At 61.2% G+C, this 11,703-nt stretch carries 12 protein-coding genes; 9 read left to right on the plus strand and 3 right to left on the minus strand.

The window, feature by feature from the left end:
• Positions 1 to 73: 73 nt before the first annotated feature.
• From MMAR10_RS13970 to MMAR10_RS14010, 9 genes are all read left to right on the plus strand, one after another.
• The gene (locus MMAR10_RS13970) at positions 74 to 772 is read left to right on the plus strand and encodes a helix-turn-helix domain-containing protein (protein WP_011644639.1); all 699 of its coding nucleotides are present in this window, start codon (positions 74 to 76) and stop codon (positions 770 to 772) included.
• Positions 756 to 1,310 carry a molybdenum cofactor guanylyltransferase gene (gene mobA / locus MMAR10_RS13975; protein WP_011644640.1) on the plus strand — a complete coding sequence of 185 codons (555 nt, stop codon included), beginning with the start codon at positions 756 to 758 and terminating at the stop codon, positions 1,308 to 1,310. The genes MMAR10_RS13970 and mobA overlap by 17 nt, the downstream gene beginning before the upstream one ends.
• 73 nt (positions 1,311 to 1,383) lie before the next feature.
• Positions 1,384 to 2,403 carry a GTP 3',8-cyclase MoaA gene (moaA, locus tag MMAR10_RS13980; RefSeq protein ID WP_011644641.1) on the plus strand — a complete coding sequence of 340 codons (1,020 nt, stop codon included), beginning with the start codon at positions 1,384 to 1,386 and terminating at the stop codon, positions 2,401 to 2,403.
• A 5-nt stretch (positions 2,404 to 2,408) separates the two neighbouring features.
• Positions 2,409 to 2,666, plus strand: a complete 258-nt coding sequence (locus tag MMAR10_RS13985) for a MoaD/ThiS family protein (RefSeq protein ID WP_011644642.1) — start codon at positions 2,409 to 2,411, stop codon at positions 2,664 to 2,666.
• Positions 2,667 to 2,668: 2 nt separating this feature from the next.
• A complete protein-coding gene (locus tag MMAR10_RS13990) occupies positions 2,669 to 3,124 on the plus strand; it encodes a molybdenum cofactor biosynthesis protein MoaE (protein WP_011644643.1) in 456 nt (151 codons plus the stop codon).
• A complete protein-coding gene (locus tag MMAR10_RS13995; RefSeq protein WP_011644644.1) occupies positions 3,121 to 3,636 on the plus strand; it encodes a molybdenum cofactor synthesis domain-containing protein in 516 nt (171 codons plus the stop codon). The genes MMAR10_RS13990 and MMAR10_RS13995 overlap by 4 nt, the downstream gene beginning before the upstream one ends.
• 1 nt (position 3,637) lies before the next feature.
• Complete coding sequence (gene moaC / locus MMAR10_RS14000; RefSeq protein WP_011644645.1) at positions 3,638 to 4,129, plus strand: cyclic pyranopterin monophosphate synthase MoaC; 492 nt, start codon at positions 3,638 to 3,640, stop codon at positions 4,127 to 4,129.
• Positions 4,126 to 5,316: a gephyrin-like molybdotransferase Glp gene (gene glp, locus MMAR10_RS14005; RefSeq protein ID WP_011644646.1), complete on the plus strand. Its 1,191-nt coding sequence runs from the start codon at positions 4,126 to 4,128 to the stop codon at positions 5,314 to 5,316. Before moaC ends, glp begins: the two co-directional genes overlap by 4 nt.
• Positions 5,313 to 6,071: a sulfite exporter TauE/SafE family protein gene (locus MMAR10_RS14010; RefSeq protein WP_011644647.1), complete on the plus strand. Its 759-nt coding sequence runs from the start codon at positions 5,313 to 5,315 to the stop codon at positions 6,069 to 6,071. The genes glp and MMAR10_RS14010 overlap by 4 nt, the downstream gene beginning before the upstream one ends.
• A 74-nt stretch (positions 6,072 to 6,145) precedes the next feature.
• On the opposite strand, the gene MMAR10_RS14015 is transcribed toward MMAR10_RS14010, so the two are convergent.
• From MMAR10_RS14015 to MMAR10_RS14025, 3 genes are all read right to left on the minus strand, one after another.
• The gene (locus MMAR10_RS14015; protein ID WP_011644648.1) at positions 6,146 to 7,189 is read right to left on the minus strand and encodes a LacI family DNA-binding transcriptional regulator; all 1,044 of its coding nucleotides are present in this window, start codon (positions 7,187 to 7,189) and stop codon (positions 6,146 to 6,148) included.
• An 18-nt stretch (positions 7,190 to 7,207) separates the two neighbouring features.
• Complete coding sequence (locus MMAR10_RS14020; RefSeq protein ID WP_011644649.1) at positions 7,208 to 8,539, minus strand: MFS transporter; 1,332 nt, start codon at positions 8,537 to 8,539, stop codon at positions 7,208 to 7,210.
• A 137-nt stretch (positions 8,540 to 8,676) separates the two neighbouring features.
• Positions 8,677 to 11,676: a TonB-dependent receptor gene (locus MMAR10_RS14025; protein ID WP_190273932.1), complete on the minus strand. Its 3,000-nt coding sequence runs from the start codon at positions 11,674 to 11,676 to the stop codon at positions 8,677 to 8,679.
• Positions 11,677 to 11,703 lie beyond the last annotated feature (27 nt).

Genomic DNA, 11,703 nt, shown 5'->3' on the forward strand with positions numbered 1-11,703 from the left:
CACCCTTGATGTAGGTCAAGGATACGTGTAGGTCGACCTCACCCCGTCAATCAGGCCCCTGATCGGAGACGACATGCGCGATGAGGATCGCCAGACCATTCGCCAGCTACCGCTGTTTTCGAAGATGGAAGAGCACCATTTCGAACAGCTCATGCGCGCTGCTTATGCCCAGCGAATTCCGCAGCATGTTGATCTGATCCGGGAAGGCGAGCCGGCAGATTTTCTCTATCTGGTTATGGAAGGCCGGGTTGAGCTTTTCTCGGCCAGTCATGGCCGGGAGACATCGATGGCGATCGTTTCGCCAGTTTCGACCTTCATCCTTGCGGCGACCATCAAGGACGCCCCTTTCCTGATGTCGGCGAGGACCGCAACCGCGAGCACTCTGCTTCTGATCCCGTCGCAGAATGTCCGGGCCGTTTTCGAAAACGACCCGGAATTCGCCCGAGCCATCGTGGCCGAGCTGGCCACCTGCTATCGCTCAGTCGTGAAATCCATGAAGAACCTCAAACTGAGAACCGCTGTCGAACGCGTCGGCAATTATTTACTTCGCCTGCATGACAAGGCTGGTCAGGCCAGGGTCGTGACGCTGCCCTATGGCAAGAAAAGCCTCGCATCCATCCTCGGCATGACGCCAGAGAACCTGTCCCGCGCCTTCGGTTCGCTGCAGGCTCATGGCATTATAATGGACGGTTCCCGTGTCGAGATTGACGATCGCGAGGCACTGGCCCGTTTCTGCAAACCAAATCCGCTGATCGATGACCCGCACAGCTGACACATTCAACATTACAGGCGTTGTCTTGGCCGGCGGACAGTCACGCCGGATGGGCCGTGACAAGGCAATGATCGAGTTGGATGGTGAAACATTGCTGGACCGGGGTCGCGCACTTCTGGCGTCGACCGGATGCGGGTCTATCCGCGTCAGCGGGCGACCGGGGGTCGCGGACGCGATACCCGACAGTCGCCCCGGCGAAGGACCCGGACATGCCATCTTCGATACCCTGGAAGTCGCCCGGGAATCCGGTCAGGACGGCGTCCTCATTATCCCGGTCGACATGCCGGGCCTGTGCGTCGAAACCCTGACCCCGCTCCTGCAACCGACGTCCGCCCGATGTCGCGCCTGGGAAGACCATCCCCTGCCGGTATTCATTACCGCCCAGGGAGCATTGCCTGACCGCACAGAAGCAGCATCGGTTCGCCGTCTGCTCGCCGCTCTCGGGACAGAATGGCTGGCAATCGGGCCGGACCGGTCCGATCACTTTTGCAACATCAACGCGCCGGATGACCTTGCGTCTTTTCGCAACCCGGTCTGACATGCGACGAGACGTCACTTGCCGCATCGACAAGGCATGATAAATGTCAAGTTCGAGCGATCAGGAGGCCCGCATGGACCGGCCGGACTTAACCCTTCAGCGAGCGCCACTTGTCGACACGTTCGGCAGACAGATTACCTATCTTCGCCTGTCCGTGACCGATCGCTGCGACCTGCGGTGTGTATACTGCATGAAAGCCAAGCCGACCTTCCTGCCGAAGAAGGACTTGCTGTCGCTCGAGGAACTGACGGCGGTTTGCGACACCTTCATTGCACGGGGCGTCACCAAGGTCCGTCTGACCGGCGGCGAACCATTGGTCCGCAAGGATATACTGAGCCTGATCGAGAATTTGGGTGCCCGGATCGGCAAATCCGGGCTGGAAGAAGTCTGCCTGACAACCAATGGGACCCAATTGCCGCGCTATGCCGCTGCATTGGCAAGCGCCGGAATCCGGCGGCTCAACATCTCCCTCGACACGCTCGATCCGGACACCTTCTCTACCCTCACGCGGGGCGGTCAACTGGAGCAGACACTGGCTGGCATTCGCGCCGCCAGGGCTGCAGGCCTGCAGGTCAAACTCAATGCCGTCGCCATGAAAGGCGTCAATGACGGGCATTTGCCGGGCCTGATCGAGTGGGCTCATGGCGAAGGTCATGAGGTCACGTTGATCGAAGTGATGCCAATCGGCGAGATCGGCGTTGACCGGGCCGACCAATTCCTGTCGCTGGCCCAGTTGCGGGCAGAGTTTGAAAACCGCTGGACCCTGACCGACCTGCCCGACTCCACAGGAGGTCCGGCCCGCTATGTCCGGCTGGCCGAGACCGGCGGGCGCCTCGGATTCATCTCGCCCCTGACCGGAAATTTCTGTGACACCTGCAACCGTGTCCGGCTGACTTGCACGGGCAAGCTCTACATGTGCCTGGGCAGAAATGGCGCCGTGGACCTGCGCGATGCGCTGCGCAATGGCGGACCGGAAGCGCTCGACGCCCTGCTCGACACCGCCATGCGGCAGAAAGAACGCGGCCATGATTTCGATGTTTCCCGAGGGGCTGCAGCGGCTGTGCCCCGCGACATGGCCACGACCGGAGGCTGATCGTGATGCAGTTTGAACTCGAGTTTTTCGGCCCGCTTCAGGACCGGCTTGGCGCCCGTACCGACACAATGCGCACGACGGCTGCGCCTGTCACAGTAGACGACCTGATCGCGCTGGTGGCCGAGTCCAAGCCAGGCGGTGATGCTCTTCGGGCTCCGCATATCCGGCTGGCCATCAATGACAAGATGATCGCACGCAACGCGCCGCTTTCCCTTGCCGATGGCGATCGGATTGCTTTCATGTCTCCTTTTTCCGGTGGATGAGCATGCAACCGATCATCCGGCTCGGCGGCGATACGCTGGACCTGCAATCGCTGAACCGGCTTGTCGGTCATGACCCGGCCTGTGGTGCCGTTGCGACATTTGCCGGTCATGTTCGCGCCAGTTCCGACCTGACCGCACTCGAGCTGATCCACCACCCGGTCTTGACAGAGCGCGCGCTCGAGCGGATCGGCGCGACGGCCATGACCCAGTTCAGCCTTCAGGCTTTGCTGATTGCACACCGGTATGGCCGCATGCCCGTCGGCGAACCCATCGTTTACATCGCCGCCACCGCGGCCCACCGCCGCGCCGCGCTTGACGCGGTCAGCTTTACAATCGATGTGCTGAAAACAGAGGCGCCGTTCTGGAAACGGGAGTGGCGCGGCGAAAACGCGGTCTGGATCGAGCCGACCTCAGCCGACCAAACGGCGTCCGAACAATGGATGGAAACCACCCCATGACGCACAAACCAGTGACGATCGGCTTCGCAGTCATGACCGTGTCAGACACCCGCGACAACCGGACTGACAAGACCGGTCCCTGGTTGCGGGAGCAAATCGCTGCAGCCAATCATGCCGTGATTGATCATGCCATCATCGCCGATGACGTCACATCCATCCGCGAGCGTGCACGCGACTGGATCGTCAATCCGGACATCCATGCCATCATCGCGACGGGCGGCACCGGGCTGACAGGTCGCGATGTGACGCCGGAAGCGTTGCGCCCCCTGTTCGACAAGGAAATGGACGGCTTTGCTGCCGTCTACCACCAGATCAGTTTCAGGTCGGTCGGGGTTTCCACCATTCAGTCCCGGGCCGTCGCCGGAATCTCGAACGGCACCTATGTTTTCGCCATTCCGGGTTCCTCCGGCGGCTGCAAGGATGCCTGGAACCATATCCTTCGCGACGAGTTCGACGAAGCCCACAGGCCCTGTAACCTGATTGACCTCCTTCCCCGACTGAAAGAGCGCTAGGATGACAGACCGCCTGACCCATCAGGATGAAGTCGGCCGTGTCCGCATGGTCGCCGTCGGTGACAAGGCTGCCAGTCAGCGCCGCGCAATTGCCGGCGCACGCCTGTCAATGACGCAAACCGCCTTCGAGGCTGTCCGCAATGGGCAGGGCCCGAAGGGCAATGCCCTCTACGCCGCCGAGCTGGCTGGCATCATGGCCGCCAAGCGTACGTCCGATCTCATTCCGCTATGCCACCCGCTGCCGCTGACATCGGTCAAGGTCAGCATCGAAGCGACCGACTCCGACCGGGCATTCGAAATCCGTGCAGAAGTCACCTGTGACGGCAAGACCGGCGTCGAGATGGAAGCATTGACGGCCGCGTCCGTTGCAGCGCTGACGCTCTATGACATGGCCAAGGCCCTCGACAAGTCGATGGTCATCGACGCCGTTCGACTGCTTGAGAAACAGGGCGGCAAGTCCGGTGACTATCACCGCGAGGAGCCGTCAGAATGATTTCCCTCGATACGGCACTGCGCACGCTCAACGACCACATCCAGACACTTGGCGCCGAGCGGGTGCCATTATCTGCCGCCGCCGGGCGCATCCTCGCAGAACCAGTCACTGCCTTGCGCACCCAACCGCCCTTTGCCGCCTCGGCCATGGATGGGTATGCGGTCCGTGCCAGCGATCTGGGTGGCGGGGACACCTGCCTGACGACAGTCGGCGAGTCCGCCGCCGGGCACGCCAGCTCCCGGCCACTGGGCGCGGGCGAAGCGATGAGGATATCTACCGGCGCACCGATCCCGTCTGGTGCCGATCAGGTTGTCATCCAGGAAAACGTGTCCTTGCAGGATGATCGCATCCAGCTCCGGGACCGCTCCAGTCCGGGCAATAATATTCGGCCGGCCGGGACAGACTTTCGTGCGGGCGACACTTTGCTAACGCAGGGCGATCCGCTGACGCCGGCCGCGCTTTCGCTCCTTGCAAGTGCCGGGCTGACCGAACTTTGCCTGGTCCGGCGACCGCTGGTCGCAATCCTGTCCACCGGCGACGAGTTGGTTGAACCGGGCGAAGCGACCCGACCGGACCAGATCATCAATTCCCTGGCCCCGGCCGTGGCGGCCATGGTGCAAAACTGGGGCGGCGTTCCGCGCTATATCGGCATAGCGCGCGACACACCGGAGGATGTCCGGAACAAGATCGCTGACGCGAGCGAGGCCGATATCCTGGTGACGATCGGCGGCGCCTCGGTCGGAGACCATGACCACCTGCGCACCGTCTTCAAGGAGATGGGTGGTCAGACATATTTCGAAAAGATCGCAACCAAGCCCGGCAAGCCGACCTGGTTTGGCTCACTCGGCGGTCATTGGGTGCTCGGCCTGCCGGGCAATCCGGTCTCCGCCATGGTTATGGCATTGCTGTGTTTGAAGCCGGCCCTGGCCCGGCTGAGCGGAACACGGCACGAGACTGTGTTCGTTACGGCCGAACTCGGCAGCGCATTGCCCGCGAACGGGCCCCGGGAAACCTTCGTGCGGGCGCGCTTTGATCCGGCGACAGGGCTGACCTCACCGCTCACCAATCAGGATTCCTCGGCAGCCTCCGCGCTGGTTGCGGCGAATTGCCTGATACGGCGACCAGCGGACGCGAAGGCGGCCCCGAAGGGCGCATCGACCGAGATCGTCCTGCTCGATCATCCATGACCGCGCTGGCCGGCCTCGCCGGCGGATTCCTGCTGACCGCCTTCATCTACGCCATGGTCGGGTTCGGTGGCGGATCCACCTACACGGCCCTGCTCGTTCTGGCTGACACGGACTACCGCCTGCTGCCGGCAATCTCCCTCGCCTGCAACATCACCGTCGTGACGGGCTCGGTTGCGCAGTACGCACGGGCCGGACTGATACCCTGGAAGCGATTGTGGCCCCTCATCGCCTGTTCTGTGCCAGCGGCCTGGATCGGCGGGATCATCGAAATCCCGGAGCGCGCTTTCATCGGACTGCTCGCTACTGCACTGCTGGCTTCGTCGGTCGCACTCGCCTTCCGCAATCCCGCTCCGCCGGCTAAAGCGCCCAGAATCTGGCCCGCCCTGACCCCGTTGATGGGCCTCGGCATCGGATTATTGGCCGGATTGGTCGGCATCGGTGGCGGGATATTTCTCGCGCCCCTGCTTCACCTGCTCCGCTGGGACGGCGCAAAGGCGATCGCGGCGTCTGCAGCGACCTTCATCCTCGCCAACTCCATCGCAGGCCTGGCCGGTCAGGCGCAGCGGATTGCCGGGAGCGGCGAGTTGGCGGATCTGGCTGGCTACTGGCCCTTGCTGCCTGCCGTCCTTGTCGGTGGCCAGGTCGGCGTCTGGCTCGGACGCCGGAAAATGTCCGACACCTGGCTGGCAAGGGCCACCGCTCTCCTCGTATGCGCAGTTGCAGTCCGGCTCTTGTGGCGGGCCTCAGTCGGCTGAACCACTTGCCGGCCTGGCACCGAACAGCATCCAGGCACAAGCGATCGCAAACACTGCAACGGCCGCGCGCAGTATCACAAATCTTTGGCCGGGCCCGTTGCCGGCGTCGTCACAGAATCTCGTTCGATGAGTTCATAGTCGAGGAGAACTGCAGCACCTTCCGGGTCAGTCGTGGCGGACAGGGAATCGATCAGGCGCTCAACTGCCATGGTTCCGTATTCAACCAGGGGCTGACGGACAGTCGTCAGCGCAGGCCAGGTTCGGTCGGCAATCTCTGAGTCATCGAATCCGACAACCGACAAGCGCTCGGGAACCGGGACACCCCGGCGATGTGCTGCCATGACAATCCCCGCCGCCATGTCATCATTCGCCGCGAAAACCGCTGTCGGCGGGTCGTCCCTGTCCAACAGGTCGTCACCAGCCGTCAGACCGGAGGAGAACTCGAAATTGCCGGGAAGCACCAATGCCGGGTCGAAGACAATGCCGGCCTCGTCCAGAGCGTCCCGATAGCCGCGAAAACGTTCCTGTGTGGCGTTCTGGTTTTCCTTGCCGCGCTGGAAGGCAATCCGAGTATGGCCGCGATCGATCAGATACCGTGTCAGATCGCGGGCAGCCGCCTGCTCGTCGATCATGACAGTGAGCGAGGAACCCGGGAGGTCATGCGGGCCGACACGCGCCACCCGCACATCAAATTCAGATAGGACTTCCGCCAGACGCAGATTGTTGGACAGCGGTGGAACCAGCAACAGGGCGTCCGGCTTGCTGACTTCCATCAGACGGGCAAAACGCGCGTGCAACTGACTCCAGTCCATGTCGTCCATGCGTTCGAAAAGCGAAATCATCAATTGATAGCCACGCGCCTGACAGGCCCGCACCGCACCGAACTGGATCGCATTCACATAACTGGACCGGTCCGAGTGCGAGACCATGTGTACCGAGTAGGAGCGCCCCCCGCGCAATTGACGCGCCGAGGTGCTGGGCACATAGCCGACTTCCGCAGCCGCAGCTTGCACCCGTTTGCGCAGTGCGTCCTTCACATGTGGCTCATTGTTAAGCACGCGCGACACGGTCTTGACGGACACGCCAGCCTTCTCGGCGACATCAACCATTCGTGCCATGCATAGCCCCCAAGCTGGTCAGTGCGACTGGATCTCTTCGACGATCTTTGCGTGAATGTGCCGGTTCAGCGGCAAACGCAAGATAACCAGAGAGGAAAGGAAGAGCAGTATCGACGGCCCCGCGAACATGTAAAGCTCAAGCCTGTCAGCGGTTTCAAGAGATTGCCGCGCCAGATCCGGATCATAGCCGACCGCTGTCAGCACCGTGCCAACCAGGAGCCCGGCCAGACCGCCAGCAGTTTTCTGGGACAGGAGCACCGAGCCGAATACCGCCCCCTCATTGCGCGTCCCGCTCTTCCACTGGCCGAACTCCACCGTGTCGGGCACCAGGGCCCAAACCAATACGCCAAACCCGCTGAACCCGACACCATAGAGCAGGATTTGTAGCGGCAGACCTCCGATCAGCACAGGCCCCAGCAAGGCCAGGAGAAGACCAGCCGAAATCACCACCCAACACGCCGATATCCAGCCGAGGCGCTTGCCGAACCGACGGATCACTGCTGTCCAGACGGGAATTGAAGCCAGCGTAGCCACAGCGTAGGCGGTCATGACCGCTTCCTTGCGCGCAAAATCCGCCGCATGGGCTTCGATATAAAAGGCCAACGGAATCAGGAAGGAGGCTCCAGCGCCGGATTGCAGGAAAATGGCCAGCAACAAGACCTGAAGGGCTCGATTGGCTCGCACTGCCCGCCAGAAGCCCCGAAAACTCAGATCTGCTGGCCGCTCATGGAGTGTCTCCAGCGTGCGTTCCCGGGTGAAGAGGAAACAAGCCTGGAGGGCGATCGTTGCGATGATGCCGCCCAGCAGGGCCGCAACCAGAAATCCGGTTGGCGATTCATCCGTGCCGTCGCCGAAAAAGCGAACGATCGGGAACCAAAGGCCGGACACAGCGAGCAAACCCAGGAAGGCGAAGGCCATGCGCGTCCCGGACAGGACGGTACGTTCGCGGCTGTCGAAACTCAGTCGAGAAGCCAACGCAGAGTAGGGAACCGCCACAATGGTGTAGGCCAGCCGAAACAGGATATGCGCCATTGCCAGCGCCACCATCAGTATCCAGCCCTCCAGCGGCGGCACCCAGAAAAGCAGGACGAACGCCGCGCCCAGGATGACGCCTCCGATCGCGAGGTAGGGCCTGTAGGTCCCGTATCGGGTCCGGGTTCGCTGGGTCAGATTGGCTATCACGACATCGGAGACGGCATCCCAGGCCATGCCGATGAAGTAGATCAATCCGGCGGCGTCAGGCGATAGCCCGACTACTTCGGCATACCAGAACACCAGAATAAGCGAGAGCGCATTCCAGTAGATGTTGAGGCCGAAATCGCCAGTGCCGTAGCCAAGATAGGTCTTCAATACGCGCTCTCTATGTTCGATGGCTCCAGCGTTTCACGGATTCCCTGTCCGAGGAAAGCCTGTCCGCCAGAATGCAAAGGGGCGGCAGGTCCAATTTGACCTGCCGCCCCTGCATACCGACTCGCGGAGGGAGCGAGTTAGAAGCGGCCGCGCAAGACGAATGCGAAGCGCCGGTCATTGCGGAAATAGGCCCGCGGTGCCTGCACCAGGTTCGAATTGATGACCGCGCTGGTTTCAGAAACCTCATCCAGCAGGTTCACCGCCTGGACACCGACAGTCAGACTGTCCGTGATGTCGTAGAAGATTGAGCCATCAAGCTGACCCGTACTCTCATGAACGACAGGGGTGAACGGATAGATCACGTCACGAACAGTCAGCGTGTATTCCGAACGCCAATTATAGGCGAGACGGGCGCTCCAGCTGTCGGTTTCGTAGAAGCCGACCAGGTTGACCGTGTGCTCGGACATGAGCGGCAGGCGCAACTGTGACACGTCGAAGTTAGGCGCGGAGCCACGCCCGTTCGGCTCGTCATTCTTGGGACCGATGTTCGGCACACCCTGAGCGTCGATATAGGTGTAGTTCGCCTGGACGCCCAATCCTGACCATATGCCGGGCAGGTCATCGAAGGTTTGCTGATAGGCAATTTCGAAGCCCTTGATCTCGCCACTGTCCGACGCATTGCCGACACCGTCGACATCAACGGCAAATGTCTCGCCATTGTTTGTGACATCCCGTTGCAGGATGGCCGGAACGATGTAGTCGCTCAGGTTTTTCTGGAACAAGGAGAAGGTCAGCGAGCCAACATCATCGAAATACCATTCGAATGCGAGGTCAAACTGGTCGGCCGTGATCGGGTCAAGTTGAACGTTGCCGGTTGAGGCGTCCGGCCCCAGCCACGCGCCGGTCACCGGGTCATCGCCGCCTTGCTGAATGACCAGATTGCTTTTCATCAGGCCGAAATCAGGACGGAAGATGGCCTGGGAGAGACCCAGGCGGATCTGGAATTCGTCCGTGATACCGAACACCACATTGGCGCTGGGAAGCCAATTCTCATAGGTGTGGCTGTCGGTGTTGGACTGGTTGCTGCCATCCGCCCAGTCATAGAAGGCCGTCTGCGTTGCCGCACCCTCGAGGCAGATACCGGGCGTAGTACCGACGATACCGGCACAATAGGCCGCCGGCGTCATACCGTTGAACACCAGGGCACGGTCCGGGAATGAGAGCGCACCAACGGCACTGGTCTGGGTTTCGACATAACGAAGGCCGACATTGCCTGAAATGCGAATGCCGTCGGACCGATGTTCATTGTCGAAGTCCAGACGGCCATAGAATGCCGTCGTATCCTGCGTCACATCGGTAATCTCGGACGGCAGGAATGGCGTCCCTGCCACGACACCACCACGCTGGGCCAGCGGCACCCAGCCACCGTTTCCAGCCGCGTTACGCATCGCCATGATGGCAGCGACAGCCTGGTCGTAATCCTCGCCCAGAGCGCCAGTATACATCGGGATGCCGCCCTCAAGGCCGGTTGTCATGCCACGCATGTAATTATCGAAGTTATAGAGCTCGAATGTTCCCGGCGGGATGGCCGGATTGTCCAGAGCGAACGGCGAGTTCCATGTCGCCGAAATATTGCCCCAGTTATAGACCGAGCTGCGTACAACCTGCTCCCGGTTGGAAACACGGCCACCAAAGCGCACGGACCTCAGCCAGCTGTCGCCTTCGAAATCATATTCGGCGTCAGCACGGAAGGCGACCGATTCGCCTTCATTGTCCGAGAGATGGTCCATAGCCGAGCGAAGGTAGTAGTTGCTGGCGTCAGAGAAATACGGATCCGAGCCGTCAGCAGGACGGCGGTAGATCACGCTGGGCACATCACCGGTCACATCCAGATCAATGTCCGAGAAAAACGCGCCGTGGACCGTAACATCCGCGATGTTCACTTCGGACTCAACGAACTGCAGGTCAAAACTGGCGCGGAAGCGGTCAGTCGGCGACCAGCGGAGATTGAATCCGATGTCGGTGGTCAGACTTTCATCCGTCTTGCCCCGTGCAAGGGCGAGCTGGCGAACGCCGTTCAGCGGATGAGTCGGATCATTCGAACGCCAACCGACATTCTCCGAGATCACGCCGCTCTCGAACAGACCATTGTCGTCATAGGTGAAGCTTGTACCCGGAGCCGGCGTGATTGCGGGCCCACTGTCGATGGACGGCTCAACCGCGCGTTCCGACCAGGCATTTTCATAGGAAGCCCGGAAGAATTGCGCCGTCGCCTCCAATTCACCGTCTGCACTGCGCCACTGAGCGGCAGCGGAAATCGAGTCTCGTGTCCGGTCAAACAACTGCGTCCGGATCCCAGCGCCAGACGGCACGTAGAGGCTTTGGCCGTCACTAGGGTCCCGATCGAGCCATTCAGCGACGAGCGTACCATCAGCGCGGCTTTGCAGCTCGGAATAGGAGGCGCCAAAGATGAGGCCGAATTCAGACCCATTCCCCAGCTCCCAGCGATTGCTGTAGATGCCCGACATCGTGGGCGTGACTTCCTCGGCGAAATCCGAGTAGTTCGCCTCGAGGGTGAACGCCATCATGCGACCACCCTGGTCGAACGGGAGGCGTGTATTGAGGTTCACCGTACCGGCGAGCCCGCCTTCGATCATGTCGGCCGACTGGTTCTTGAATACTTCAACCGATCCAAGCATTTCCGGCGAAACATCGTTGAAGCCGATTTGCTGACCATTATCGGCAGAGAACACGTCCCGACCGTTCAGCTCACTGCGGGCGAAGTTGAGGCCACGAATGATCGCGCCGGACCCTTCGACCGAGAAATGGTCTGGGTCGTTTTCACCTTCAAACCGCGTGATGTTCACACCCGGAACGCGCTGCAACGCTTCCGCGACCGAACGGTCCGGCAAAGCGCCGATATCCTCGGCCGTGATCGCGTCCACAAGAACGTCGGAATTGCGGCGGATCTCCTGGGCGCTTTGCAGGCTGGAGCGGATACCCCGCACCGTGATCACCTCGGTATTGCTATCGTCTTCGTCCTCGACATCCTGCGCGTAAACGCTCGTCGAAACCATCGCAATGGATATGGCTGCGAGGCTCGCCCCCCGCCACAATCCAGTTCGGAGCCCCCGCATCGGACGCTCCCTCATCCCTTTGTAAAA

Source organism: Maricaulis maris MCS10, from assembly GCF_000014745.1.
GTDB lineage: Bacteria > Pseudomonadota > Alphaproteobacteria > Caulobacterales > Maricaulaceae > Maricaulis > Maricaulis maris_A.